At 53.7% G+C, this 25747-nt stretch carries 25 protein-coding genes; 20 read left to right on the plus strand and 5 right to left on the minus strand.

Features of this window, described 5'->3' with window-relative positions; translation table 11 throughout:
* Nucleotides 1-73: 73 nt before the first annotated feature.
* The 4 genes from gap (at nt 74) to fba (ending at nt 5078) form a co-directional block, all read left to right on the plus strand.
* Nucleotides 74-1075 (plus strand): type I glyceraldehyde-3-phosphate dehydrogenase, encoded by a 1002-nt coding sequence (gap, locus tag R2K28_RS04145; protein WP_316368124.1) that lies wholly within the window; start codon nt 74-76, stop codon nt 1073-1075.
* Nucleotides 1076-1234: 159 nt separating this feature from the next.
* A complete protein-coding gene (locus tag R2K28_RS04150) occupies nt 1235-2416 on the plus strand; it encodes a phosphoglycerate kinase (RefSeq protein WP_116448539.1) in 1182 nt (393 codons plus the stop codon).
* 77 nt (nt 2417-2493) lie between these two features.
* Entirely contained in the window at nt 2494-3951 is a 1458-nt protein-coding gene (pyk, locus tag R2K28_RS04155) for a pyruvate kinase (RefSeq protein ID WP_316368125.1), read from the plus strand.
* 62 nt (nt 3952-4013) lie between these two features.
* The gene (gene fba, locus R2K28_RS04160) at nt 4014-5078 is read left to right on the plus strand and encodes a class II fructose-bisphosphate aldolase (protein WP_116445257.1); all 1065 of its coding nucleotides are present in this window, start codon (nt 4014-4016) and stop codon (nt 5076-5078) included.
* Nucleotides 5079-5159: 81 nt separating this feature from the next.
* On the opposite strand, the gene R2K28_RS04165 is transcribed toward fba, so the two are convergent.
* Together R2K28_RS04165 and R2K28_RS04170 are read right to left on the minus strand one after the other, a co-directional pair.
* Complete coding sequence (locus tag R2K28_RS04165; RefSeq protein WP_316369685.1) at nt 5160-5423, minus strand: glutaredoxin family protein; 264 nt, start codon at nt 5421-5423, stop codon at nt 5160-5162.
* 154 nt (nt 5424-5577) lie between these two features.
* On the minus strand, nt 5578-6483 hold the full coding sequence (locus R2K28_RS04170) for a phosphoribosylaminoimidazolesuccinocarboxamide synthase (protein ID WP_316368126.1): 906 nt from the start codon (nt 6481-6483) through the stop codon (nt 5578-5580).
* A gap of 167 nt (nt 6484-6650) precedes the next feature.
* Here R2K28_RS04170 and R2K28_RS04175 point away from each other — a divergent pair, with 167 nt between their 5' ends.
* Nucleotides 6651-7088 carry a hypothetical protein gene (locus tag R2K28_RS04175; RefSeq protein ID WP_442871420.1) on the plus strand — a complete coding sequence of 146 codons (438 nt, stop codon included), beginning with the start codon at nt 6651-6653 and terminating at the stop codon, nt 7086-7088.
* A gap of 75 nt (nt 7089-7163) precedes the next feature.
* Nucleotides 7164-7607 (plus strand): DUF2384 domain-containing protein, encoded by a 444-nt coding sequence (locus R2K28_RS04180; protein ID WP_316368128.1) that lies wholly within the window; start codon nt 7164-7166, stop codon nt 7605-7607.
* Between the two features lie 28 nt (nt 7608-7635).
* Here R2K28_RS04180 and R2K28_RS04185 read toward each other — a convergent pair whose 3' ends face one another.
* Both R2K28_RS04185 and plsY read right to left on the minus strand, forming a co-directional pair.
* On the minus strand, nt 7636-8595 hold the full coding sequence (locus R2K28_RS04185) for an MBL fold metallo-hydrolase (protein WP_316368129.1): 960 nt from the start codon (nt 8593-8595) through the stop codon (nt 7636-7638).
* 9 nt (nt 8596-8604) lie between these two features.
* Complete coding sequence (gene plsY, locus R2K28_RS04190; protein ID WP_116445263.1) at nt 8605-9210, minus strand: glycerol-3-phosphate 1-O-acyltransferase PlsY; 606 nt, start codon at nt 9208-9210, stop codon at nt 8605-8607.
* Nucleotides 9211-9393: 183 nt separating this feature from the next.
* On the opposite strand from plsY, the gene folB reads away from it, so the two are divergent.
* The 14 genes from folB to R2K28_RS04260 all read left to right on the plus strand — a co-directional run bounded on the left by folB (nt 9394) and on the right by R2K28_RS04260 (nt 25443).
* Nucleotides 9394-9750, plus strand: coding sequence for a dihydroneopterin aldolase (gene folB, locus R2K28_RS04195; protein WP_316368130.1), 357 nt, complete (start codon nt 9394-9396; stop codon nt 9748-9750).
* On the plus strand, nt 9743-10240 hold the full coding sequence (folK, locus tag R2K28_RS04200; protein WP_316368131.1) for a 2-amino-4-hydroxy-6-hydroxymethyldihydropteridine diphosphokinase: 498 nt from the start codon (nt 9743-9745) through the stop codon (nt 10238-10240). Before folB ends, folK begins: the two co-directional genes overlap by 8 nt.
* A 371-nt stretch (nt 10241-10611) precedes the next feature.
* Nucleotides 10612-11850 carry a DUF1015 domain-containing protein gene (locus R2K28_RS04205; RefSeq protein ID WP_316368132.1) on the plus strand — a complete coding sequence of 413 codons (1239 nt, stop codon included), beginning with the start codon at nt 10612-10614 and terminating at the stop codon, nt 11848-11850.
* Nucleotides 11851-11856: 6 nt separating this feature from the next.
* A complete protein-coding gene (locus R2K28_RS04210) occupies nt 11857-14061 on the plus strand; it encodes a RelA/SpoT family protein (protein WP_316368133.1) in 2205 nt (734 codons plus the stop codon).
* A gap of 174 nt (nt 14062-14235) precedes the next feature.
* Complete coding sequence (gene rlmN, locus R2K28_RS04215) at nt 14236-15282, plus strand: 23S rRNA (adenine(2503)-C(2))-methyltransferase RlmN (RefSeq protein ID WP_316369686.1); 1047 nt, start codon at nt 14236-14238, stop codon at nt 15280-15282.
* Nucleotides 15279-16064: a type IV pilus biogenesis/stability protein PilW gene (gene pilW / locus R2K28_RS04220; RefSeq protein WP_316368134.1), complete on the plus strand. Its 786-nt coding sequence runs from the start codon at nt 15279-15281 to the stop codon at nt 16062-16064. Before rlmN ends, pilW begins: the two co-directional genes overlap by 4 nt.
* Entirely contained in the window at nt 16061-17062 is a 1002-nt protein-coding gene (locus R2K28_RS04225) for a helix-turn-helix domain-containing protein (RefSeq protein ID WP_316368135.1), read from the plus strand. The genes pilW and R2K28_RS04225 overlap by 4 nt, the downstream gene beginning before the upstream one ends.
* Nucleotides 17063-17243: 181 nt before the next feature.
* Complete coding sequence (hisS, locus tag R2K28_RS04230; RefSeq protein WP_316368136.1) at nt 17244-18524, plus strand: histidine--tRNA ligase; 1281 nt, start codon at nt 17244-17246, stop codon at nt 18522-18524.
* Nucleotides 18525-18590: 66 nt separating this feature from the next.
* On the plus strand, nt 18591-19214 hold the full coding sequence (locus R2K28_RS04235; RefSeq protein ID WP_316368137.1) for a YfgM family protein: 624 nt from the start codon (nt 18591-18593) through the stop codon (nt 19212-19214).
* A gap of 7 nt (nt 19215-19221) precedes the next feature.
* On the plus strand, nt 19222-20379 hold the full coding sequence (gene bamB / locus R2K28_RS04240; RefSeq protein WP_316368138.1) for an outer membrane protein assembly factor BamB: 1158 nt from the start codon (nt 19222-19224) through the stop codon (nt 20377-20379).
* Between the two features lies 1 nt (nt 20380).
* Nucleotides 20381-21772 (plus strand): ribosome biogenesis GTPase Der, encoded by a 1392-nt coding sequence (gene der / locus R2K28_RS04245; protein WP_316368139.1) that lies wholly within the window; start codon nt 20381-20383, stop codon nt 21770-21772.
* Nucleotides 21773-21797: 25 nt separating this feature from the next.
* Nucleotides 21798-23096: an SPL family radical SAM protein gene (locus R2K28_RS04250; RefSeq protein WP_316368140.1), complete on the plus strand. Its 1299-nt coding sequence runs from the start codon at nt 21798-21800 to the stop codon at nt 23094-23096.
* Nucleotides 23086-24534: a sodium/proline symporter PutP gene (gene putP / locus R2K28_RS04255; RefSeq protein ID WP_316368141.1), complete on the plus strand. Its 1449-nt coding sequence runs from the start codon at nt 23086-23088 to the stop codon at nt 24532-24534. The genes R2K28_RS04250 and putP overlap by 11 nt, the downstream gene beginning before the upstream one ends.
* Nucleotides 24535-24789: 255 nt before the next feature.
* Nucleotides 24790-25443 carry a TetR/AcrR family transcriptional regulator gene (locus tag R2K28_RS04260; RefSeq protein WP_316368142.1) on the plus strand — a complete coding sequence of 218 codons (654 nt, stop codon included), beginning with the start codon at nt 24790-24792 and terminating at the stop codon, nt 25441-25443.
* A 28-nt stretch (nt 25444-25471) separates the two neighbouring features.
* Here the strand turns inward: R2K28_RS04260 and R2K28_RS04265 are convergent, their stop codons facing one another.
* On the minus strand, nt 25472-25666 hold the full coding sequence (locus R2K28_RS04265) for a hypothetical protein (RefSeq protein ID WP_316368143.1): 195 nt from the start codon (nt 25664-25666) through the stop codon (nt 25472-25474).
* Nucleotides 25667-25747: the final 81 nt, after the last annotated feature.

The raw sequence follows: 25747 nt of genomic DNA on the forward strand, positions 1-25747 counted from the left end.
CGTCTTGGGCGCCCCGCTGGAGAGCAATTCAAAATAGATTACAACTCTACATATTAATAAACGGAGAACTGAAATGACTATCAAAGTAGGTATCAATGGTTTTGGTCGTATCGGCCGTATGGCGTTCCGCGCTATCGCCAAAGATTTTCCTGGTATCGAAGTCGTAGGTATCAATGATCTTCTGGAGCCTGATTACCTGGCCTACATGCTGAAATATGATTCAGTACATGGCAATTTCCCTGGTGACGTTGCCGTGGACGGCAACAACATGGTCGTCAATGGCAAGACAATCCGTCTTACCGCGGAGCGCGATCCGGCGAACCTGAAATGGGATGCTATCGGTGCCGATCTGGTAATCGAATGTACCGGTTTTTTCCTCACCGAAGAGACCTGTCAGAAGCATATCGACGCTGGTGCGAAAAAGGTCGTACAGAGTGCTCCCTCGAAAGACGCTACACCGATGTTCGTGTATGGGGTCAACCACAACACCTACTCCGGTCAGGCAATCGTCTCAGCCGCTTCCTGCACCACCAACTGCCTGGCCCCTGTTGCCAAGGTGTTGAATGACAAGTGGGGTATCAAGCGTGGCCTGATGACCACCGTGCATGCCGCAACCGCCACCCAGAAGACCGTTGACGGGCCCTCCATGAAGGATTGGCGCGGTGGCCGAGGTATCCTGGAGAACATCATTCCATCCTCCACCGGCGCCGCCAAGGCCGTGGGCAAGGTGCTTCCCGAACTGAACGGCAAGCTGACCGGCATGGCCTTCCGCGTGCCCACCTCGGATGTCTCAGTCGTGGATTTGACTGTCGAACTGAATGGTGACGCCAGTTATGAAGACATTTGCGCCGCCATGAAAGCAGCCTCCGAGTCCGGTGACCTGGCCGGTGTGCTGGCCTACACCGAGGATAAGGTGGTCTCCACCGATTTCCGCGGTTGCGGTAACCCCTCCATCTTCGATTCAGGTGCAGGCATCATGCTGGATTCCACCTTTGTCAAAGTGGTCTCCTGGTACGACAACGAATATGGCTATACCTGCAATATGCTGCGTATGGTTGAGCACGTTGCCAAATAAAGCTCATCGGCATGGGGCGGGTATGACTCGCCCCATGTTTTTATACCCCGAATTTTGAATTATGGATTTTTACATGACAGCTGGTTATCGAACCAAATTGTCAAGAATTCATAATTCAAAATTCACACTGCAAAATTATAATTGACCTAGGAGTTCGTAATGTCTTTCATCAAGTTGACCGACCTCGACCTCGCTGGTAAGCGTGTCTTGATTCGTGCCGATCTCAATGTCCCCGTCAAAGACGGTAAAGTCACATCGGATGCCCGTATCACCGCCTCCATGCCGACCATCGAGCACTGCGCAAAGGCAGGTGCCAAGGTACAGGTAATGTCACATCGGGGTCGCCCCACCGAGGGTGAGGTGGACGCCGAGAACTCCATGCAACCCATCGCTGACGATATGTCTGCCAAGTTGGGTAAACAGGTCCGCCTGGTCAAGGACTATCTTGAGAGTACTCCGGATGTGGCAGAAGGCGAGGTGGTGTTGTTCGAGAATGTCCGCTTCAATGCCGGGGAGAAGAAAGACAATGAAGAGCTGGCGAAAAAGTACGCCGCCCTATGTGATGTATTTGTGATGGATGCCTTCGGTACAGCTCACCGGGCCCAGGCATCAACCCATGGTGCCGGTAAATTTGCTCCAGTCGCCTGTGCCGGCCTGTTGTTGGCCGACGAGTTGGATAATCTTGCCAAGGCATTGGCGAATCCTGCCCGGCCGATGGTGGCGATCGTGGGTGGATCCAAGGTGTCCACCAAGCTGACCGTACTCGAGGCCTTGTCGGAAAAGGTGGATCAACTGGTGGTGGGTGGCGGTATTGCCAACACCTTCCTCAAGGCGATGGGAAACAATGTGGGAAAATCACTGTGTGAGGACGACCTGGTACCCACCGCTCAGGCATTGATAGAAAAGATGAAGGGTCGTGGCGCGAATATACCGATCGCTACCGATGTGGTGGTGGGCAAGAATTTCGCCGAAGAGGAACCTGCTGTATTGAAGTCGGCTGATGAAGTCGCCGATGATGAGATGATTTTCGATATCGGGCCTGACAGCGCCAATGAATTGGCTGAGATCATCAAACAGGCAGGCACCATTGTCTGGAATGGACCGGTTGGGGTTTTCGAATTCGATCAGTTTGGCGAGGGCACCAAAACCGTATCCATGGCCATTGCCAACTCCGCCGGTTTCTCCCTCGCCGGTGGTGGTGACACCATTGCCGCCATTCAAAAGTATGACATTTATGACAAGGTCTCTTACATCTCCACAGCAGGCGGCGCCTTCCTTGAATATCTGGAAGGTAAGACCCTGCCTGCAGTGGCCATGCTTGAAGCACGCGCGGCTGAGTAAGCAAGAGAAGCAATTGATAATGGCTGATCTCAAGTTCAGCCGGTTTTTTTATGCGTTGAGCATGTAGCTGGATTTTTATGCCAAGACGAACAAAAATTGTAGCAACCCTGGGGCCGGCGACCGACGATCCCAAGGTGCTCGATAAAGTCATCCATGCCGGGGTTGATGTGGTCCGCCTCAATCTTTCCCATGATCATCATGACTCGCAGCGCCAGCGGGCTGACAGGATTCGGAATCGAGCCCGCGCATGTGGACGGCAGATTGGAGTCTTGGCCGATCTACAGGGACCGAAGATACGTATCGGCCGATTCAGGTCGGGCGCAGTCACCCTTAGTGAAGACGATATATTCATCCTCGATGCCGGTTGCGCCCAGGATGCCGGTGATCAGCAGCGGGTCGGATTGACCTATCCGGAGCTGGTGGGGGATGTTGCACGTGGCGATACCCTGCTGCTGGATGATGGTGCGATCGTGCTTTGGGTCTCCGAAGTCGAGGGCCAGGAGATTCGCTGCAAGGTGGTCGTGGGCGGTAAGCTCTCCAACAACAAGGGCATCAACAAGCAGGGCGGCGGACTTTCTGCCCCGGCATTGACCGATAAGGACCGGGACGATATCAGGTTTGCGGCTGAAATCGATGTCGACTACCTGGCTGTCTCCTTTGTGCGCAATGGTGAGGATGTGACTGAGGCGCGCCGTCTCCTGGTGGAGGCCGGTGGTACCGGTGGTATCATTGCCAAGATCGAGCGTGCCGAGGCGCTGGACAGCCTTGATGAGATTATTCAAGCCTCAGATGCCATCATGGTTGCCCGCGGCGACCTGGGTGTTGAGATCGGTGATGCGGAGCTGCCCGCGGTGCAGAAGGAGCTGATCAAGACCGCACGGGAGTTGAACTGTGTGGTGATCACTGCGACCCAGATGATGCAGTCGATGATCGAGAGTCCCATCCCGACCCGGGCTGAGGTATTCGATGTGGCGAATGCGGTGATGGATGGTACCGATGCGGTGATGCTATCCGCCGAGACCTCTGTGGGTAAATTTCCCCACAAGGTTGTCGAGGCCATGGATAGGGTCTGCTACGAGGCGGAAAAACATCAAACCGCAAGGCGTTCTCACCATAGAATCGACAGCGTGTTCGGGCGTGTCGACGAAGCGATCGCCATGGCTACCATGTATACTGCCAACCATTTGGGTGTAAAGGGGATTGCCGCGTTGACCGAATCGGGCTCAACGGTCAAATGGATGTCGCGTATCAGCTCCGATATTCCCATCTACGCCCTGACTCGCCATGTGCGTACAAGACGTAAGGTCACTCTCTATCGTGGGGTCTACCCTGTGAGTTTCGATGTCGCCAGTACCAATGTCGATCTGGTCAATGAAGAGGTGATCGATGAACTGTTGCGTCGAGGTGAGGTTCGGGAGAGTGACTTGGTGATCATCACAAAGGGTGATCGCTCCGGAGTGGAAGGGCAAACCAATATTATGAAAGTGATGCGTGTCGGTGAACATGTACTTGCTGACGACACGGTTAAAAGGTGACACTGACCAACGGGGTCATCGACAATTGAAATGACTATAGACACAAAACCAAGGAGGCTATCATGGCTCTGATTTCCCTGCGCCAACTTCTCGACCATGCCGCGGAAAACGGCTACGGTCTGCCGGCGTTCAATGTGAATAATATGGAACAGGTGCATGCCATCATGCAGGCTGCTGATGCAGTCAAAAGCCCTGTTATCCTGCAGGGTTCCGCCGGAGCTCGCTCCTATGCGGGAGAACCCTTCCTGCGCCACCTGATCATCGCTGCTACTGAGATGTATCCCCACATCCCTGTATGTATGCACCAGGATCACGGTACATCCCCATCGGTTTGCCTGCGTTCCATTCAATCGGGCTTCTCTTCAGTGATGATGGATGGTTCATTGATGACCGACGGTAAAACCCCATCCTCCTATGACTACAATGTGGATGTGACTAAAACCGTGGTCGATATGGCCCACGCCGGTGGTGTCTCGGTAGAGGGTGAGCTGGGTTGCCTGGGTTCCCTGGAGACCGGTCAGGCCGGTGAAGAGGATGGTATAGGTGCCGAGGGTACCCTGGACCACAGTCAGTTATTGACCGATCCCGATGAAGCGGCCGATTTCGTCAAGAAGACCGGTGTCGACGCCCTGGCCATTGCCATCGGAACCTCCCACGGCGCATACAAGTTTACCCGTCCACCCACAGGCGACATCCTCGCCATCGACCGGGTGAAGGAGATCCATGCGCGTATTCCGGATACCCACCTGGTCATGCACGGCTCCTCATCGGTGCCTCAGGACTGGCTGGCGATCATCAACGAATATGGTGGTGACATGGGTGAGACCTATGGTGTGCCGGTCGAGGAGATTGTCGAGGGTATCAAGCATGGTGTGGTCAAGGTCAACATCGATACCGATCTGCGCATGGCGTCCACCGGGTCGATCCGTAAGCACCTGAATGACAACAAGGCCAATTTCGATCCGCGTAAATTTCTCAAAGAGGCCACCAAAGCGATGTCGGGGATATGTAAGGCCCGCTACGAAGCCTTCGGTTCGGCCGGTATGGCGGACAAGATCACGCCTATCTCCCTGGAAGGTATGCAAACACGCTATGCGAGCGGAGAACTCGATCCGAAGGTGAATTGATCAGATCGAGTGCTTGGAAAAACTAAAAAAGGGGGCTAACGCCCCCTTTTACAATTGTGCCGAGAACCAAAACCCTAAGCTCTACAACAACCCCTCCTTATGCAGCACCCGTTTGAGTTGATTAGGGTTGAAGCCTACGAACTTCTCATCGCCGATAACTATCAGAGGTACACTCTGACCCCCGATCTCGAAGAATTGTTTCTGCATTTTTCCCGGTTTACCCACATTGAAATCCAAAAAAGGAACCTTTTTCCTTTTTAACCATCGCTTGAGATGCTGGCAATGGGGGCATCTCAGTGTGGTATAGATTACCACCCGTGCAGATTTTATATTGATTACTGACATACCAGACAATGAGTTACACCACAATTTCCGAGTCAGTCGATTCTGTCTAAATGCATGATCATGTAACCTAAAGTTACCCTTGTTATAAATGAAGCGGCAAGATATCAGAAAAATTGATGCCTGTGACGAATCAAATTCATGAAAAGCTGCTGTACTATTGTTTTTCCCAATTACCTGTCAGGCGCTTCTCCGCCTCTTGATATTTTTCTGCCGTTTTGACGATTATCTCTTGAGGTAACTCAGGGCCGGGTGGGGTTTTATCCCAATCGAGTGTCTCCAGATAGTCTCTTACGAACTGTTTGTCAAAGCTGGGAGGACTGCATCCAGGGCGATACGAACTTGCCGGCCAGAAGCGAGACGAATCGGGTGTCAAGACTTCATCGATAAGATGGATGGTCCCTTCTCCATCGACGCCAAACTCAAATTTCGTGTCTGCGATAATAATACCTCTTTCCTGGGCGTAGTCAGCAGCCTGATTATAGATTTCCAGGCTTAGATCCCGGACCTGACTGGCAACATCTTTCCCTAGCAGCGCCTCTGCCTGTTCAAATGAGATATTAACATCATGACCGCCGACCTCCGCTTTGGTTGAGGGGGTGAAGATTGGCTGCGGCAGCTTGGCGGCCTGTTGCAACCCCTCAGGTAGAGGAATACCACATACACTGCCGGATTGCTGATAGTCCTTCCATCCAGACCCGATCAGGTAACCCCTGACGATTGCCTCCACCGGGAGTGGTTTTAATCTCTCCACCAGCATCCAGCGATCCCCCAGGATTTCCCGCTGCACAGGGTCTGTTACAATCTTCTCCAGGGGGATATCCGTGAGATGGTTGGGTACGATATGGCGGCTGCGGTTGAACCAGAAGTTTGCCACCCTGGTCAATACCTCCCCCTTACCGGGTATGGGTTGTGGCAACACCACATCAAACGCTGACAGCCGGTCGGTGGTGACAATCAGCAGGTGATCCTCATCCACCTCATAGATGTCACGAACCTTGCCCCGATTGAGCAACTTCAGGTTTAAGCTGGATTCGAAGAGTGTATTGCTAGTTTTATTCATTTCACGGGCCGGGCATGCAAAATTCCATTATACCTAATGCTGTAATAAGCCCTAAAAAAAATGTCAATAAAAACGGAACAAGCAAGGTGTTGATCAATGAGATCTCAAGGTAAACCAAGTAAGATTGGCACAACCACAGGAATAATCGTGACACCGGGGTGGCTTCCGTGAACGCACCAGTTACCTATCTGCAAGCCTTCAAGGGGAGTTTCACCTCAACCTTGAGGTGGCACCAGTTGGACGACTTATGGCAGGTGCTGATGGATGATGCCGATGGTGGCTGGTATATCTATGCCATAGGCGAGCCTCCACCCACATCGGCTGCCGATGCAGAGATGATGCTAAAGTTCATCGAAGGCATAGATGAGCTTTTGCGCAATGAACATAACGAGGAGTATTGCGGCATCGTCTATGCGGATAATCTTCAACAGCCAGCTTTCATCAAAATCTATGATCCGAATAACCTGGGTGTCTCCTGTGGCTATAGCGACAACCCGCCTCTACCTGGTTGGATACTGAGCAAATTGCCCCCCGTGGATCTGCCAGCCACGCTTGTGCCGAAGAACCGCAAGCGTTGGTGGCAAGCCCTGTGGAGTAAACCCTGAATTATCTCGGGGTTTAGGTATGGGAATCGTGCTATGCTCCTTAACCAAGTTATTTTGTAGGGAATTGGGTGGAGTATGACAGCTGCTGAAGATACCAGTGTTGGCAGGAGCTTGAGTGACCGACTGGAAATCACTCGAGGCGTGATGAATATGTTCGAAGGCTGGGGTCTGCATACCGAAGAGATCATGGCATTGCTGGATATGCAGGGAAAGGCGCGCCATTTTGCCCAGTATCGCTACAATAAGCCGCTACCCGATAGCCCCGACCTCATGCGCCGGGTGGAGTACCTTGTACGTATCGATGACGCATTGCGTACCACCTATCCCACCAACCCGGGCATGGGTAAGCGTTGGCTGCGCCAGCGCAGCCATAAATTCAATACCAACAGCCCCTTGTCGATGATGATCGGTGATGGAGAGCAGGGTATGATCTATGTGCTTTCCAGGCTTGACTGTACTTTCGCCTGGGACCAGAGCGGCTCGACACCCTCTTCCAGGCAACTCAATACTCAACACTAAAAACTCAAAGCTTTTTCTTGTGTCTGTGCTACGCCTGTTCCAGGCGAGTCAGCCACACATCCAAGCCCTGTGCGTCCAGGTGCAGGTCCATGGCCATCCGCTGTTCAATGATATCGGCTGACTGGCGGCAGCCATGAGCCTGAAGTTCAGCAAGCATCCAATCCTTCAAGCTGTTGCGAATATCTGCTACCCGTTGTTCCCCGGGAGATGCGTTGGATGACTTGGCAATGGTTGCGAACTCGTCAATATAGCGACTCAGTTTTTCCGCCATCGTCTGGGGTGTTCCGATTTCCCCATAGTGGGTGAGATAGATCCGTTCGGGGGCAAGGGAAATTAATCGCGCCAGAGTGGCCTGCCATGCCACGGGATCGAATTGCACGGGGGTTGTTGTGGGCATGATGAAGTGACCATCCTCAGTATCGAATTCTCGATAGGATAAACCGAAGGTATCACCACTGAAGATGGCCTGGCTCAGGGCATCGTAGATACAGAAATGGTGTCGAGCGTGGCCGGGTGTATCCAATATCAACAGCTCCCTGTTGCCAAATCTCACCCGGGTCTCGTCGGGTGCTTCGATGACCCGCTCCTCGGCAATTGGGGTCAATGTTCCGAACTGCTGCGCGAATTGCGCTTCACCATAGACAGCAGTGGCGCCGGCGATCAGTTTCGAAGGATCGATCATGTGTTTGGCGCCGTAGGGGTGGATCACCAGCGATGCATTGGGTAACCGACGCATCAGTTCACCGGCGCCGCCGGCATGATCGAGATGTACGTGAGTGGGTATGACATATTTTACCTGGGAGGGCTGAATCCCTTTCGCCGCCAGGAGTTGCATGAGATAGGGAACGGTATGGCTGGTCCCGGTATCGATAAACACTGCTTCACCCTCGGACTCCAAGAGATAACAGGCCGCCAGTTCGGGGCGCTGATAATGGGTGTCTATACAGGTTATCTGGTTTGCGTAATCGATGATGTCGAGATCCGGCATCCGGTTCACCTATTTTTCACTTTCGTCTTGATTGCGGATGGAACCTTCTGCCCCTTGCAGCAGGTTCTGGATGTTGGAGCGGTGGCGCCAGAAGAGTATGGACGACATTGCAATTTGCATAACCACGAGGGCTGGTTCGGGCCAGATCAGCCAGACGATCAAGGGGGCCAACGCCATAGAAATCAGTGCTGAAAGAGAGGAGATATTGACCACCTTTGCGATAAATAGCCAGATCAATGCAACTGCCAGGCCGATTCCCCAATGCAGTCCAAATTGCACTCCCAGGGCAGTTGCAACCCCTTTGCCGCCTTTGAATCCGAAAAAGATTGGATAGAGGTGACCCAGAAAGGCCGCCATGCCGGTCAAGGCGAGAACCATGGTGGTTACCCCAAGCAGGTGTGCCGCAACCATGGGTAACAGGCCTTTCAAAGAGTCACCGATCAGGGTAATGGCCGCAGCCTTTTTACCGCCGATTCGCAATACATTGGTAGCCCCGGGATTATTCGATCCCTGACTTCTCGGATCCGGCAGACCCATGACGCGACAGACAAGGATGGCACTTGAAATGGAACCTAATAGATAGGCCCCAAGAACGAGAAGAGAATCTGTGATCATATCTGCGTATTTGGTGATTTCAGGGCATATGGAGGTTAAATCAGATGCATGCGTTAGGCTTGTTTGACCGGGTCATGTTGGAACAGAACCAGCCATATTACAAGGCTTCACAGTGAAAGGGGGTTTGCTCACTGCCTATTCTCCTCTACCATGAGCTTTTTGATAAACAGATGGCTAGTATTTATGGATATAGTCTTTATCCGGGATCTGCGAGTCGATACCGTGATCGGTATCTATGACTGGGAGCGGAAGATCAGGCAGACGGTGATTTTTGATATTGAAATGGGGGCCGATATCGCCACGGCGGCGGCGACCGATGCCATAAAGGATACCCTGGACTACAAATCAGTGAGTAAACGTCTTGTTTCATATGCTCAAGAGAGCGAGTTCCAGTTGGTTGAGACCCTGGCTGAACGGTGCGCAGAGATAATTTTGCACGAATTCAATGTCCCTTGGGTCCGTTTGACCCTCAACAAGGTGGGTGCAGTCAGCGCTGCGCGGGATGTGGGGGTGATCATTGAACGGGGTCAGCGTGACTGAAACCGGGATGGTGAATGTCTGGCTGAGCCTGGGCAGCAATATGGCACCAGAGAATCATATTCCCCAAGCACTGCACGATCTTGAGGCTATTTTCGGTGATTTGCGGGTCTCCCCGATCTATGAGAGTGAGGCAGTCGGATTCAAGGGTGACAATTTTCATAATATGGTCGTGGGGATTTCCACAGACCGTTCACCGAGAGAGCTGGTATCGATATTACGCCAACTGGAGGCGCGGCATGGTAGAGAGCGTGCCCAGGAGAGGTTTAATTCCCGTACCCTGGATATCGATCTACTGACATATGGCGACCGGATCATAGATGAGGGCCCGATACAGCTGCCCAGGGACGAAATTCTGAAATATGCCTTCGTCCTGCTGCCCTTGTCGGAGGTTGCGGCTGACGAGATCCATCCTCAGACCGGACTGAGTTACGGACAATTATGGGACGGGTTTGACCAGCAGGATCAATCCCTGTGGCGGGTCGAGTATTGAGCTGAGTGACAACAGATGCTTCAAATGGGGTCTGGCAGAGGCCCAAGATGCTGAATTGAAAGCAAAAAAAACCCCGGCACCCAATCCGTGGGCGCCAGGATCTGTTGTCGCAATAATTGGTTGGCAATTGGTTTCAATCCATGGACATCCCTGTACGTTTCTGCGATCCGTTGCGTCCTTGATGCGACGGTTTTAATTCTATGCGATTAACCACAATAAAAATGTAGGTTTGATCCCAAATCAACGTAGTCCTTTTCTTACATGGCATGATGATACCGCTTGATTATTCAACGCTTCTTTTGAAACAATCCGTCCCTCACTTGCAATCGGGTCGTTTTGAATTGACCTTACACCCCTGAGGAAATATCCCCATGCCGCTGATCAGAGCATTTCCTGGACTGCGTCCTGCCGAAGGGCGGGCTGCCGATGTTGCCGCGCCACCCTATGATGTCATGAACGAGGCCGAAGCCAGAGAGATGGCGCGTGGTCGTCCGTGGAGCTTTCTGCATATCTCGAGGCCCGAAATCGACCTTCAGGAGGGTATCGACCCATACGCCCCCGAGGTCTATGCCAAGGCCGCAGAGAACCTGACGAAGATGGTGCAGGAGGGGATTTTGGTACAGGATGAGAAACCCTGCTTCTATGTCTATCGCCTGACCATGGGGACCCATGTTCAGACAGGATTGGCGGCGGCTGCTTCGGTTGAGGCCTACGATAACGACCGGATCAAGAAACATGAGTTCACCCGTCCGGCGAAGGAGGATGACCGGGTACGCCAGGTGGATGCCTTGAATGCCCAGACCGGTCCGGTTTTTCTGGTCTATCCGAGTGCACCGGGCGTGGATAACCTGCTCGCTGATGTATCCCAGAGCCAGCCTGAGATAGATGTCACAGCCGCTGATGGTGTGCGGCATGAAATCTGGCCCGTGGATGATGATGAAAAGGTTGCGTTTCTGACCCGTGAGTTCGATCAGATGGCGGCGCTCTATGTGGCTGATGGTCACCATCGTTCAGCGGCGGGTTCAAGGGTGGCTGCCTCGCGAAAGGCGGCCAATGGGAATCACACCGGGGATGAGCCCTATAACTACTTTCTGAGTGTCATCTTTCCTCACAATCAGATGCAGATACTCGATTACAACCGGGTCGTCAAGGATCTGAATGGATTGGACAAGGGGACTTTCCTCTCCCGCATCGAAGCGGTTTTCCGGGTCCAGCCCAGTGAGCAGCCGGTAAAGCCAGGGCAGAGTGGTGAATTCGGAATGTATCTGGATGGGCAGTGGTATCGTCTGCAACTCGATGCGTCCCAGATCCCCAGTGATCCTGTGGCGCGACTGGATGTCAGTCTGCTGGCAGACAACCTGATTGAACCCATCCTCGGTATTTCCGATCCGCGGCGTGACAATCGAATCGACTTTGTCGGTGGAATCCGTGGCCTGTCAGGTCTGGAGCAACGGGTCGATTGTGGGGAGATGGCGGTTGCCTTCTCGCTTTTTCCCACCAGTATGGAACAGTTGATGGCGGTAGCGGACGCCGGCGAAGTGATGCCGCCCAAGTCCACCTGGTTCGAACCGAAATTGGCGGATGGATTGGTCAGTCACCTGCTTGACTGATTTTCAATGGTCACTACCAGTAGCAGACTGCCGGAGGGGGATAGCGCCGATGCGGCTATTGTTGCCCACTGGTTAGGGATGCTGCCTGCCGAGTTCGACGATCAAGATCGCTTGATGTTACGCAAGGCGGGGGATATCGCCCTCATGGCGAACCCGGACAAGCGTATTTTGAGTGGCGAAACCCAATTAAGACATGCCCTGTCCGTGGCTGAGATCCTGACCGAATTACGCATGGATCGGGAAACGGTTGCCGCGGCGCTGCTGCTGGGGGTTATGCAGGACTCTAGCCTCAGTATTGAAACGCTGCGGCGGGAGTTGGGTGAGAGTACTGCCCATATGGTGGATGACCTGGCCCGCATCGATCTGCTGACCGATCTCTCCAGTGATGTTGCTGGGCAGGATGAAGGGCAGCATGCGGAGAATCTGCGTCGCCTGCTGCTGGGTATTGCGGAGGATATTCGAGTCATACTGGTGGTGGTGGCGGAACAGCTTCATCTGATGCGTTCCGCACGCAGGCTATCCCCGGAACTGAGTCGTCGATTGGCCCAGGAGACCGAGGAGATCTATGCCCCATTGGCAAATCGACTGGGAATCTGGCAGGTCAAGTGGGAACTCGAAGACCTGTCGCTGCGTTTTCTCCATCCCGAGGAGTATAAACGCATAGCCAGTCTATTGGATGGCCGACGTGCTGACCGGGAACAGTTCATCAAAGAGGTTATCGAGCTGTTGCGGGAGAAGTTCCAGGCCGCCGGGGTGAATGCGGAAATCAACGGCCGACCCAAGCATATCCATAGCATATGGCGCAAGATGCAGCGTAAGGCAGTGGATATTGAACAGATCTTCGATCTTCGGGCGGTGCGGGTATTGGTGGATGATATTGCGCAATGCTATGCGGCATTAGGTGTGGTGCATGGATTGTGGAAACATATTCCCGGCGAATTCGATGACTATATCGCGACCCCAAAGGCCAATCTCTATCGTTCCATTCACACCGCCGTGATCGGCCCGGAGGATAAGACCCTGGAGGTACAGATTCGCACCCGTGAGATGCATCATCATTCAGAGCTGGGGGTGGCGGCCCATTGGCGCTACAAGGAAAACGCCAAACAGGATAGGGATTTCGAACGAAGAATCGTGTGGATGCGGCAATGGCTGGAAAGGAAGGATGAAGGAGCGGAAAGTGGTGCCCTGGCGAATGGAGCGGAGAGTGAACTGGAGGCGACACGGATCTATGTGCTGACCCCGATGGGTAAGGTGGTGGAACTGCCCAAGGGTTCGACGCCACTCGATTTTGCCTATGCCATCCATACCGATGTGGGACATCAGTGTCGCGGGGCCAAGGTGGATGGTCATATCGTGCAGCTCAATCGCCCCTTGCGCAGTGGTGAAACCGTGGAGGTTCTGACGGCCAAGAACGGGACCCCGAGTCGCGACTGGATCAACCCGCACCTGGGCTACTTGCACTCTTCCAAGGCGCGCAACCGGGTCAAGCAGTGGTTCAAACAACTCGACTATGACCACCATGTGGAGTTGGGTCGTGCGGCGCTGGAGCGTGAAATGACACGCTTATCAATCAGCGAAAAACCTGACTTGGAAGCTGCCGCCGCCAAGCACAATCTGCTACATACGGAAGATGTCTACGCGGCGATCGGTCGCGGTGATCTGTCACCCATCCAGGTCGCCGGTCTCGGCAGCCGGGCGAAGGCCGAGTCGCGAGTAAGAGAGATTGGTGAAACCCAGCGTGACCAGGGGGTGGTTAAAGGGGAGGTGGTGGTGGCCGGTGTTGATGACCTGATGACCACTATCGGACGCTGCTGTAAACCGGTTCCCTATGATCCGATTATCGGCTATGTCACCCGGGGACGGGGGGTCACGATCCACCGCTCGGACTGCCCCAATATCCGTGCACTGCAGAAGAGTGAGAGTGATCGTCTGGTTACCGTGCATTGGAGCATGGAGCAGCAGGAGACCAGCTATGCAGTCGATTTTCTGGTTATCGCCAGCGATAGAAAGGGTCTTTTGCGGGATATATCCTCGATTCTGACCAATGAGGACATCGATGTCATCGGGGTGAACACGAATACCGATCGTAAAACCGATTCAGCCAGGATGCGCTTTACGGTCGAGGTACGGGATATGGAACAATTAAGTAGATTATTGTCGAAAATTGAGCAGCTTCCGGATGTGAACCTGGTCAAACGACAGGTTTAAGCACTACCCCGGGTGGCAGGTTTAGATTGCCAGTCTGCCGTGTCATCGCTAAACTAACGCTTTGTTATTTTATGCTTTTTCTCCTCCTCTATTATCACAAGTTCAATATTGCGAAAACCTGTTTTGGCTAACGAGAGACAAACCACCAATCTCCTGGACCTTGATCTGCAGGGTATGGAGTCCTATTTCCTGGGATTGGGTTGCAAGGCATTTCATGGCAGAAATGTCTTTAAATGGATACACAAACACGGTGTTACCGACTTCGATACCATGACCGATATCTCCAAGCGTCTGCGTGAACAGCTTCGGCAACAGGCGCATATAGAGATACCGCAACTGGTCTATGAAAAACCTGCCACTGACGGCACCCGTAAATGGGTTCTCGAGTTGCTGGATGGGCAACGGATCGAGACGGTACTGATACCTGATGATGGAAGGAATACGCTTTGTGTCTCATCCCAGGTGGGGTGCGCCCTGGATTGCAGCTTTTGCTCAACCGCCCGGCAGGGTTTCAATCGTAATCTGAGTGTTGCCGAGATTATCGGGCAGGTATGGGTTGCCAGCCGCAATTTGGGTGAACCGCCGAGTAATATCGTGTTGATGGGAATGGGTGAACCCCTGGCCAACCTTGATGCGGTTATCACGGCCATGAAAATCATGCAGGATGATCTGGCCTATATGGTATCCAAATATCGGGTTACTATTAGCACTTCGGGGATTGTGCCGGCACTGAAGAAATTGCGTGAATCCTGCGATGTCAGTCTTGCTGTCTCCCTACATGCTCCCGATAATGAGTTACGGGATAAATTGGTGCCAATTAATCGCAAATATCCGCTGCAGGAACTGATACCCGCGTGCCGCGAATATGTCAAAGGTGACAAGCGGCGCAAAGTGACCTGGGAGTATGTCATGCTGGACGGTGTCAACGATTCGCTGCATCATGCCAAGGCCTTGATCCGCCTCCTGGAGGGGACCCCTTCGAAGGTAAACCTGATTCCTTTCAATCCTTTCCCGGGGACTCACTATCAGGCATCACCCGCGGAACGGGTGGAGGCTTTTCGGATGCGCCTGAAGCGCTCGGGAATCATTGCTACCACACGAAAAACCCGTGGTGATGATATTGATGCGGCATGTGGTCAGCTGGTAGGCAAAGTCAGGGATCGAACCAGCAGGGAGTTGCGTATGGAAAAACTGAGTAACATCAAATTGGGTGTTTCATGAAGTCGATGGGTGGTTATCTAAGTTATCTGCTGCTTGCAGTGTCGATTCTGAGTGGGTGCGCAACCCAGCAGCAATCCAGTGACGCCACGGGCAATTTGGGCCAGGAGAAGCGCAACAGTCCAGCAAAGATCTATGTCGAGATGGCTATGGCCTATATGCGGGATGGCCAGTCGGCGATTGCCATGCAGAAACTCAAAAAGGCACTGGAAGTGGATGATAAGTCCGCAGATGCCCACAATGTGATCGGTATTCTCTATCAGCAACTGGGTGAGATCGATCGGGCTGGCAAACACTATGACCGGGCTGTGGAACTCGACGCACGGGACCCTTATATACGCAATGCGCGCGGAAGTTTTTACTGTGGTCTTGGGCGCTATTCCGATGCGCTGCAAGACTTCGAAAAGGCCCTGGCAAATCCGCTCTATCCCACGCCCTGGGTGGCGTTGACGAATGCTGGTTTGTGCGTTGAGCGTGAGGGTGATGACGTCAAAGCGGAAAACTATTACCGCCGGGCACTCACCGCCAGTGCCAACTATCCCACGGCACTCATCAAGATGGCTGAAGTCTCGCTCCGCCAGGAGAAGAACCTCTCCGCACGTGCCTATCTGGAGCGCTACCATAGCGAGGTCAAACCAACTGCCGCCTCTCTTTTGCTAGGAGTGCAGGTTGAGAAGCGGCTAAGAGACCTGGCTAAAAGCAAGGAGTACAGAAGAAGACTGCTCAGGGAGTATCCGGATGCGCCTGAGGTCCAGTCGCTCTATGAAGTTGAAAAAAATCAATGAACGCCATAAACAAAGATGAAAGTGTGGTAACGCCTGAGGCGGTCATTGGGCCAGGTTCACAGTTACGCAAAGCAAGGGAGCGACAAGGACTGGATCAGGCAAAGATGGCGGCTCAATTGCATTTAAGTCAGGCCATGATCGCAGCCCTTGAGGTCGATGATTTCGACAATTTGCCAGGACCTGTCTTCGTGCAGGGATACCTGCGTAAATATTCCAGGCTGCTTGGTGTCAATGAGAATGCGGTCATCGAAGCCTATCAGAGCCTGCTTCCGGTTTCGGATGAGCTGCCGATTCAGGGATCGCAAAAACAGGAACTGAGTCGCGAGCTGCATAGCGGACATGGCGTCATACGTTACGTGACCTGGGGTATTTTACTGATCCTGGCCGGTCTGCTCTTTTTCTGGTGGCAGACCCGGGTGGAATTGGAGGAACCCGAATCAGTTGCTGCGGAGGACCAGCTAGAGACTGTTGTGCAGGATCCCGTCGTCGAACAAGTTATTCCGCAACCACAACCGCAGCCACAGCCTGCGGAGGTGGATATGCCACAACCCGATCCGCCATCGGAGGAGGTGGTGGAAGCGTCGGAACGGCTGTTGAATGAGATAGACGATGTGATCACCACCTCTGATCAGCTGCTAGCACCCCTTGAAGACAAGCCATCGCAACCCGCTGAACAAGCACAGCCGGATCCGGTGAATCTGCCTACCCAGGAGGTCGAGCCCACGCCAGAGGTGGTTGCTGTTGTGTCGAAACGGGTGGTGTTCCTGTTCAATGAATCCTGTTGGACCGAGGTGCGTGATCGGGATGGTAAATTACGCATCTTTGGCGAACTGGCGGCAGGAAAGCGCCGCACCCTGGACAGCCGGCTTGGTCCCTTTAGTGTGCTGCTGGGGAATGCCGCAGGCGTGGAGCTGAATATCGATGGCGAAGCATTCGACCTCAAGCCTTTTACCCGGGGTAAGGTGGCGCGATTTACCTTGGATCCGAACCGGCTGTAGCGGGTTCTGCCCCCTATAACCGGCCTGTCAGGCGGAGTTCGAGCATACCACTGCCTGCTGGCCTCTTGGCCTGGATGCTCGTCCTGGGCGGACAATGGACTAGGTCAAATCGGCGGTTCCATGTTAACCTTCAACGTTTTATTCAAACCAGTCTGATTTCACACCCTGTTACCTGAATTCAATGGCAAAGCAGATCCAAGCCATACGCGGGATGAAGGATATCCTGCCGCAACAGACACCGCTCTGGCAGTTTCTCGAGGATCGGGTGCGCTCGGTGCTCAGCCGTTACGGCTATGCCGAGATTCGTATGCCCATCGTCGAGATGACAGAGCTTTTCAAGCGCTCCATAGGAGAGGTTACCGATATTGTGGAGAAGGAGATGTATACCTTCGCCGACCGTAACGGTGACAGTTTGACCCTGCGGCCGGAAGGTACCGCGGGCTGTGTGCGGGCAGGCCTGGAAAACGGCCTGATTTTCAATCAGACGCAACGGCTCTGGTATCAGGGTCCGATGTTTCGCCACGAGCGTCCCCAAAAGGGGCGTTACCGCCAGTTCCATCAGATAGGCGTAGAGACCTTTGGCCTGGCGGGACCCGATATCGATCTCGAACTGATCCTGATCACGGCCCGGATTTGGCAGGAGTTGGGACTACAGGATCTGGAGCTGCAGCTCAACACCCTGGGCACAGCGGAGGAGCGGGGTCACTATCGCGATCAGTTGATCGCCTATTTTCGCGATCGTTTCGATGAGCTAGACGAGGATAGCAGGCGTCGCCTGGAGAGTAATCCGCTGCGCATCCTCGACAGCAAGAATCCACAGATGGCATCGGTAATAGAGGATGCGCCCAGTCTCATGGAGTATCTTGAGGATCAGTCGTTGGCCCATTTCGATCGCCTGCGACAGGGACTGGATGGTGCCGGTGTGAAATATCGGCTCAATCCGCGCCTGGTTCGGGGGCTGGACTACTACAGTCGCACGGTGTTTGAGTGGGTGACCGAGAGCCTTGGCGCCCAAGGCACTGTGTGCGCCGGTGGACGATATGATGGATTGGTTGATCAGTTGGGCGGAAGAGCAACCCCTGCGGTCGGTTTTGCCATGGGGTTGGAACGCTTGATCGCCATGTTGGAAGCCATCGATTTGCAAGAACAACTGCCTGTTCCCGATGTCTACCTGGTGATGCTGGGGGATAGGGCATCCCGCGAGGGGGTATTGCTGGCTGAACGGTTGCGCAGTGCCTTGCCCGGGCTGCGCCTCATCAACCACTGCGGCGGGGGCACATTTAAAAATCAACTCAAGCGAGCGGACCGGAGTCAGGCCCGCTATGCGCTTATTCTTGGTGAAGATGAAGTTGCGCGCCAGGAGATTGGCCTTAAGCCGTTGCGAGGCGAAGGAGAACAACAGCAGATAGCCTTGTCTCAGTTGGAAACGAGTCTTGCGGAGTTGGTAACCCGCAAACCATGATGAATCGCCGGCACCGGCAGGTGTAGGCGGAATTCAATAAACAATGATTCATTGAAGGTAAGCACAATGAGTGAGTATCAGACCGAAGAAGAACAGGTCGAAGCGATTAAACGCTGGTGGAAAGAGAACGGTACCTCCGTAATTGCCGGATTGGTGATTGGGTTGGGTGGCGTCTTTGGCTGGCAGGCGTGGGGTAGCTACAAGGATAGAATCGGTGCCGAAGCGGCAATCGCCTTCAATCAGATGGTGGCTGCAGTGGATCGTGGCGACAAACCATCCGCAGTCAAGCAGGCGGAGTTGATGCGCAGCGACTACGACAACAGCTATGGGATCTTTGCCGCGATGGCCGAGGCGAGGGTGAAGCTGGACGAGGGGGATGTGGCCACCGCCATCACCCGTCTGGAGTGGGCCAGCCAGAATGCGGACAATCCGGCACTGAAGCAGCTGGTGCAACTCAACCTGGCCAGGCTTCTGATTAATCAGGGAGAACTTGATAGCGCTGAAAAGCTGGTTGCATCGGAGCAGGGTGGATTCGCGGGTGAGTTTGCCGTGATACGGGGAGATATCGCCTTTGCCAGGGGTGACAGGGCCACCGCAGCCGCAGCGTACGCCCAGGCCATGGCCCTGGAGGTCAGCGACCGGAATCTGTTGCAGATGAAGCTAGATGATCTTGCAGCCAATACCCCTTGAGGTTGTGATGAGGCAGTTCATTTTCTGGCCCTTGCTGCTTCTGCTTGCAGGCTGCAGCGCCTTTACCGGCAAGGATAATGCAGACCCTCCCTCCGAACTGGTGGAGTTGCAGCCGGAGCTGCGTATCGAAACCATCTGGGATGCCGGGTTCGAGGATGCCGATGAGACCCTGTTGAAGCTCAAGCCAGTGGTGAGCAACGGTGTACTCTATATCGCGGAGCCCTCAGGTGAGGTCTTTGCCCTCGATCCTGAGACAGGGGATAAGCACTGGTCGGTGGATACTGATAGCCCACTCAGTGGCGGCCCTGGCGTCGCGGATGGGTTGATTGCCGTTGGCACCTTGGAAGCTGAGCTGATCCTGTTGAACGGTGAGGATGGTGGGGAAAGGTGGCGCCAGCGGGTGAGTAGTGAGGTCCTATCATCGCCAGCCATCAATGATGGCAATGTGGTTTGTCGTACCACCGATGGCAGCGTGACAGCCTACTCAACCGACGCCGGTGAAAAACGTTGGCTATATGACCGCAGTGTCCCGGTATTGACCCTGCGTGGCGACAGTTCACCGTTGATCACGGACTATCAGGTGCTGGCAGGTTTTGCCGGTGGCAAGCTTGTCGGACTCTCTCTGGATACCGGTCTGGCGGAGTGGGAGGCAACGATTTCGACGCCAAAAGGACGAACAGAGCTGGAGCGGGTTGTGGATATCGATGCGGATCCGGTATTGGTGGAGGGTACCCTGTATGTCACTGCCTATCAGGGTGACGTGGCTGCCGTTTCCGAATCCAGCGGGGTGGTGCTGTGGCGGCGCGACATATCATCCCATGCCGGGCTCGATGCAAGCTGGCGTCAGGTATTCGTGACTGATTCTGCGGATCATGTGTGGTCACTGGACGCTACCAACGGGGCTACCTTATGGCAGCAGAAGAAGCTGCATGCACGTAAACTATCTGCCCCCGCGATGGTAAACGATACTGTCGTGGTGGGTGATTTCGACGGCTACGTCCACTGGTTGTCCCAGGAGGATGGCCGTCAGATGGCTCGTATCAGAGTTGGCAGTGATGCCATCCGTCTGAAACCCCTGGTAATCAACGATATCGTCTATGTGATGGATGAGGGTGGTACCCTGAGTGCCCTCAGGGCCCACCCGATCGAGACCGAGAGTCGCTGACATGCTACCGGTCATTGCCCTGGTTGGACGACCCAACGTGGGTAAGTCGACCCTCTTCAACCGCTTGACCCGCAGTCGGGATGCCCTGGTGGCAGATCAACCCGGACTGACCCGGGATCGTAAATACGGTACTGGCAAGCTGGGCAATCATCCCTTCGTAGTGGTGGATACAGGCGGTATAAGCGGGGATAAGATAGGCATAGATCAGTTGATGGAGCAGCAGGTCAGGCAGGCGATTGGTGAAGCCGATCATATTCTGTTTCTGCTCGATGCCAAGGAGGGGTGTACCGCTGGCGACGAAGCGATCGCCCAACAGCTGCGTCGCACCGGTAAGCCAGTGACCTTAGCTGTCAACAAGAGCGACGGGATGGAGGGGGATATCGCCGCCAGCGATTTCCATCGTCTGGGTTTTGACCAGCTCCATACCATTGCTGCGGTACATGGTCGGGGTGTGCGTAGTCTCATCGATCAGGTGCTCGACTCCCTGCCGGTTGCAGAGAAAGCAGGTCCGCCGGAAGAGGGGGGAATTAAGATTGCAGTGGTCGGTCGTCCCAATGTGGGTAAATCCACATTGGTCAATCGTATGCTGGGAGAAGAGCGTGTGGTGGCCTTCGATCAGCCTGGTACCACGAGGGATAGCATCTATATTCCCTTCAGCCGCAACGAACGTCACTACACCCTGATCGATACCGCCGGTGTCAGGCGTCGTTCACGTATCAGGGAAGCGATTGAGAAATTCAGCATCATCAAAACCCTGCAGTCGATCGAAGAGGCCAATGTGGTGCTGATGGTGCTCGATGCCCAACAGGGTATAGGGGAGCAGGATGCCAACCTGGCCGGGCATGTGCTTGAAAGTGGCAGGGCGCTGATCCTGGTAATCAATAAATGGGATGGATTGATCGATGAACAGCGGCAGTGGATCAAAAGCGAGGTCGAACGCAAGCTGCCATTCCTGAATTTTGCACAACACCACTATATTTCCGCGCTACACGGATCCGGTGTGGGGGATCTGTTCGACCTGGTGGAACGGGTCTATGCCAACGCAATGCGCGACTTGGCGACACCGGATCTGACACGTCTGCTGGAAATACTGGTTCAGGAGCATCAGCCTCCCCAGGTGCATGGTCGGCGTATCAAACTTCGCTATGCCCATCAGGGGGGAAAAAATCCACCCTTGATCGTGATTCACGGCAACCAGACAGAACGGGTTCCCGACACCTATAGACGCTACCTTGTGAGTCGCTTTCGTAAAGCGCTGAGATTGGACGGTACGCCGATCCGAATCGAGTTCCGTTCCGGTGACAATCCCTATCAAGGTAAGCGCAATAAACTCACCAAACGTCAGATACAGAAGCGTCAGCGACTGAAGCAATTCGTGACGCGCAAACGTTGAGTTAGTGTAGACAGGCCCGAGTTCAATGAAGGCAAAATCCTTAGCCTACGAGGAGAAGCTGGAGACACTGCTGACAGAGGCGGGTATGGATCGGCTCGATGCACTGCATCACCAATTCCTCAGGCGCCGCTCCCTCGAGTTCCGCTTTACCCAGCAACAACTGCGACAGCTCAGCGATATCGCAGTCGATCTGGTGATGTGGGGAGAGCGACCGCTGCATGAGATCTGGCCCGAGATGGACAGCGCCATACTGGATCCGAAACAACGGCGGCAAAAACTCGTGCAGGCAGTACATCAACACTGGCTGCGGTTGAAGCAGGAGCCCAAGCGTTACCCGCCGTTAACGGTGACAACCGGATATGATGCGCAGCGCATCAGACGCATCGAAACCGAAAAGGACAAGCTGGCCCTTGGGCCCTGTCCGGTGGCATCGCCGCGAACCCGATGCTGCAACCTGATGACCCTGGATGCGGTGGAGAACTGTGGATTCGACTGCAGCTACTGCAGTATTCAATCCTTTTATCACGGCGATGAAGTGCGATTCGACAGCCGGTTTGCTGAGAAACTGGCGCGACTCGAGATCGACCCGGATCGCATCTATCATATCGGTACCGGACAGTCATCGGATTCGCTCATGTGGGGCAACCAGGGAGGAGTGCTGGATGCGTTGCTTGATTTTGCCCACCGTCATCCGAATGTAATCCTGGAACTGAAGAGCAAATCGAAAAATATCAACCACCTTCTGAGGGCGGACCTTCCTCCCAACCTGCTCTGTACCTGGTCGCTCAACACCCCGACATTGATTGCGCATGAGGAGCGCTTAACCGCGTCCTTGGAGGACCGTCTGAAGGCGGCGCGCCGTCTGGCGGATCGTGGTGCATTGGTTGGATTTCACTTCCACCCCATGATTCACTATGCGGATTGGCGTCAGGATTACGGCTCTCTGTTGCAACAGCTTGTGAGAGAATTTTCCAAAGATGAGGTGGTTCTGGTGTCACTGGGCACCCTGACCTACATTAAACCGGTTATCAAGCAGCTGCGTGCTCGCAAAGCGTTTCGCAGCAAGATATTGCAGATGCCGATGGTTGAGAGCGATGGCAAGCTCTCCTATCCCCAGGCGATCAAGGAAGAGATGTTCCGCTTTGCTTATCAGTCGCTACAGGCCTGGCACGATGATGTCTTTTTCTATCTGTGTATGGAGAATCAACGCCTTTGGCAGCCGGTATTCGGTTATGATTATCCATCCAATCAAGCCTTTGAAGAGGTGATGAAACAGGCCTACCTTAAGAAGATCTTTAACAAGGGGAAAAGGAATGAGCAGTGACCAGTTGTTAGCGGGTTTGAGTTTCTTCTGTTATCTGCTGACCCTGTTGATCATCGGTATCGTCGCCTGGCGTAGAACCAAAAGTCTCTCCGATTTTGTGTTGGGTGGCAGAAGCCTGGGTAGCTGGGTGACCGCATTGAGTGCCAGTGCCTCCGACATGAGTGGCTGGTTACTGCTGGGTCTGCCGGGCTATGCCTACCTGGCAGGTCTGGAATCGTTGTGGCTTGCCTTTGGCTTGCTGATCGGCACCTGGCTCAACTGGCGATTGGTAGCGGCAAGATTGCGTATTGCCTCTGAAGCGGCAGGCAATGCACTCACATTACCGGAATATCTATCTAATAAATTCAACGATACCAGCGGCATGATCAGGATTACTTCATCCTTTTTTATCTTGCTGTTTTTTCTCTTCTACACAAGCTCCGGGCTTGTCGCCGGCGGCAAACTGTTCGAGGCGGTATTCGGACTTCCCTATTTTTGGGCAGTCACATCGGGTACCTTGATCATTATCCTTTACACCGCATTCGGTGGATTTCTTGCAGTCTCCTGGACTGACCTTTTTCAAGGTCTGTTGATGTTGCTGGCGTTAGTGACCATACCCCTCTATGTGGTTATGGAGCAGGGCGGCTTGGCAAACTTTCTATCAAGTGTGAGCAGTACTAATGCGCAGCTGCTCAATCCGTTGACGGATAGCCACGGGGAGCCACTCGGCATGATTGCCATCGTCTCATTGCTGGCCTGGGGGCTTGGTTATTTTGGCCAGCCGCATATCCTGGCACGCTTCAAGGCCATAAGACATAGCGAGTTCGTACCCAAGGCGGAACGTATAGCGGTGAGTTGGGTTTTGATAACCCTGACCGCTGCCTGCCTGGTCGGTCTGGTGGGGATTCCCATATTCGAAGTCCCTCTGCAGGATGCGGAAAAGGTATTTATCCGTCTGGTCGATATGCTGTTTCATCCCCTTGTTGCGGGAATATGTCTGGCCGCTATTCTGGCCGCGATCATGAGTACCGCAGACTCCCAGCTGCTGGTTTCATCCAGCACCTTTACCGGCGACCTGTATCGGCTGTTATTGCGCAAACAAGCGACTGAAGCCGAACTGGTGATCGTCGGTCGTCTGGCGGTGTTCTCAATCGCATTAGTCGCCTTTCTGCTGGCGCTGGATCGGGACAATAAAGTTCTCGACCTGGTCTCCTATGCCTGGGCTGGATTTGGTGCAGCCTTCGGTCCGGTGGTACTCCTTTCCCTCTACTGGAAAGGGATGAACCGTTGGGGTGCGTTGGCCGGTATTGTGAGTGGCGGATTGACCGTCGTGATTTGGAAACCGCTTCAGGGTGGTCTGTTCGACCTGTATGAGATCATCCCGGGGTTTGCTATCTCATTGGTGATGATCCTGCTGCTCAGCAGGTTCACCAGGCAAAAATCGAAGCCGATCGGGTGAGAAGAGTCTCCTGAAAATCGCTATCTTGGTGTGAATTATTGCGGGTAATGGCTGCTCGACACCCTGTGTTTCACAGCATAAATCCCACTTCATGCAAATAAACGCCATTTAATAATATTTGTTTCATATGGGAATCTTGTGCATGAGATCACTGTGCGATTATTTGAATAGTGTGATAGTGAACTAACGACTCAGCAGGTACACGACGAATGGATATGTTTAGCAACGGAAAGCACTAAGGTAAAAGGAGTAATCATGGGAAGAAGGGGTGAACACAGCAAATCAGAAATTGAGTGTATGGCGCTTGAGGCTGCAGAGGCGATCATTGAAGGCGAAGGATATGATGGTCTATCAGCCCGAAAGGTGGCCTCAGCCATCGGCTATACGGTCGGCAGTCTCTATTTTGTCTTCAGAAATCTAGATGAACTGATTCAACGGATTAACGGGCGGACCCTGGATCAACTCTATGCCGTCCAGGTTGATGCCTTGACCCATTGCCGGCTCCCGCAACAGTGTGTATTGGCACTGGCAAGCGTATATATCGATTTTGCCGCTCGGCATCCACATCGTTGGCGGATGGTATTTGAACATCAACCGCGGGATGATGGGTTGTCCATGGAGATCTATAGAGAGAAGGTGGAACGTCTCTACGAATTGGTGGAAAAGCAGCTTAAGGCCTTGGCGGCCCGGCCGGATGAAGAGATCGCACTGGCAGCCAGGGCGCTTTGGAACGGTGTGCATGGTATCGCCACTATGACCATCACACGCCATCCCTATATGGAGGGCAAGCTGTCGGGTCATCAGCTCAGTATGCACCTGATCAACCACTATCTGACCGGATTTCGTACCACCGAAATCAATAGCGTAATCACGCGAACCATGGGTCAAGCGATCGATTATCCCAAATGACCGGTGTCGCTGGTCGGTGTGTAAGGATCTATTTGCGCAAGCGTTGACTTATGCCATCCCAGATATGACTGGCAGGGAAACAGGAAACTTGATTTCCTGTTTCCTTCATTTTCAATCCCTTGGGGCGGTCGAAAATGGTTTTACGACGGGGTGCGGTTTCAATCTCTGGATAGGTCAGGGTTTCTCCTAGGCCTGAATTCTTCACCGGTCCAGTCTCTTCCATTCCAAAACCCAGCAAATTACTTGGTATATCGTCACGATTTTCGTGTAGAATCCACCGCCATGATTTTTCAGTAAATATGAC

Source organism: Candidatus Thiodiazotropha sp. CDECU1, from assembly GCF_963455295.1.
In the GTDB taxonomy this organism is placed as follows: Bacteria; Pseudomonadota; Gammaproteobacteria; order Chromatiales; family Chromatiaceae; genus Thiodiazotropha.

What these genes read in the sequence shown, in the direction of transcription:
- R2K28_RS04205 (WP_316368132.1), top strand. Translation starts at nt 10,612, where the DNA reads ATGCCGCTGATCAGAGCATTTCCTGGACTGCGTCCTGCCGAAGGGCGG.
- plsY (WP_116445263.1), bottom strand. Translation starts at nt 9,210, where the DNA reads ATGATCACAGATTCTCTTCTCGTTCTTGGGGCCTATCTATTAGGTTCC.
- putP (WP_316368141.1), top strand. Translation starts at nt 23,086, where the DNA reads ATGAGCAGTGACCAGTTGTTAGCGGGTTTGAGTTTCTTCTGTTATCTG.
- der (WP_316368139.1), top strand. Translation starts at nt 20,381, where the DNA reads ATGCTACCGGTCATTGCCCTGGTTGGACGACCCAACGTGGGTAAGTCG.
- R2K28_RS04185 (WP_316368129.1), bottom strand. Translation starts at nt 8,595, where the DNA reads ATGCCGGATCTCGACATCATCGATTACGCAAACCAGATAACCTGTATA.
- R2K28_RS04265 (WP_316368143.1), bottom strand. Translation starts at nt 25,666, where the DNA reads ATGGAAGAGACTGGACCGGTGAAGAATTCAGGCCTAGGAGAAACCCTG.
- rlmN (WP_316369686.1), top strand. Translation starts at nt 14,236, where the DNA reads ATGGAGTCCTATTTCCTGGGATTGGGTTGCAAGGCATTTCATGGCAGA.
- R2K28_RS04235 (WP_316368137.1), top strand. Translation starts at nt 18,591, where the DNA reads ATGAGTGAGTATCAGACCGAAGAAGAACAGGTCGAAGCGATTAAACGC.
- R2K28_RS04170 (WP_316368126.1), bottom strand. Translation starts at nt 6,483, where the DNA reads ATGAATAAAACTAGCAATACACTCTTCGAATCCAGCTTAAACCTGAAG.
- pilW (WP_316368134.1), top strand. Translation starts at nt 15,279, where the DNA reads ATGAAGTCGATGGGTGGTTATCTAAGTTATCTGCTGCTTGCAGTGTCG.
- R2K28_RS04180 (WP_316368128.1), top strand. Translation starts at nt 7,164, where the DNA reads ATGACAGCTGCTGAAGATACCAGTGTTGGCAGGAGCTTGAGTGACCGA.
- pyk (WP_316368125.1), top strand. Translation starts at nt 2,494, where the DNA reads ATGCCAAGACGAACAAAAATTGTAGCAACCCTGGGGCCGGCGACCGAC.
- R2K28_RS04210 (WP_316368133.1), top strand. Translation starts at nt 11,857, where the DNA reads ATGGTCACTACCAGTAGCAGACTGCCGGAGGGGGATAGCGCCGATGCG.
- R2K28_RS04250 (WP_316368140.1), top strand. Translation starts at nt 21,798, where the DNA reads ATGAAGGCAAAATCCTTAGCCTACGAGGAGAAGCTGGAGACACTGCTG.
- R2K28_RS04225 (WP_316368135.1), top strand. Translation starts at nt 16,061, where the DNA reads ATGAACGCCATAAACAAAGATGAAAGTGTGGTAACGCCTGAGGCGGTC.
- R2K28_RS04260 (WP_316368142.1), top strand. Translation starts at nt 24,790, where the DNA reads ATGGGAAGAAGGGGTGAACACAGCAAATCAGAAATTGAGTGTATGGCG.
- folB (WP_316368130.1), top strand. Translation starts at nt 9,394, where the DNA reads ATGGATATAGTCTTTATCCGGGATCTGCGAGTCGATACCGTGATCGGT.
- hisS (WP_316368136.1), top strand. Translation starts at nt 17,244, where the DNA reads ATGGCAAAGCAGATCCAAGCCATACGCGGGATGAAGGATATCCTGCCG.
- gap (WP_316368124.1), top strand. Translation starts at nt 74, where the DNA reads ATGACTATCAAAGTAGGTATCAATGGTTTTGGTCGTATCGGCCGTATG.
- R2K28_RS04150 (WP_116448539.1), top strand. Translation starts at nt 1,235, where the DNA reads ATGTCTTTCATCAAGTTGACCGACCTCGACCTCGCTGGTAAGCGTGTC.
- R2K28_RS04165 (WP_316369685.1), bottom strand. Translation starts at nt 5,423, where the DNA reads ATGTCAGTAATCAATATAAAATCTGCACGGGTGGTAATCTATACCACA.
- bamB (WP_316368138.1), top strand. Translation starts at nt 19,222, where the DNA reads ATGAGGCAGTTCATTTTCTGGCCCTTGCTGCTTCTGCTTGCAGGCTGC.
- fba (WP_116445257.1), top strand. Translation starts at nt 4,014, where the DNA reads ATGGCTCTGATTTCCCTGCGCCAACTTCTCGACCATGCCGCGGAAAAC.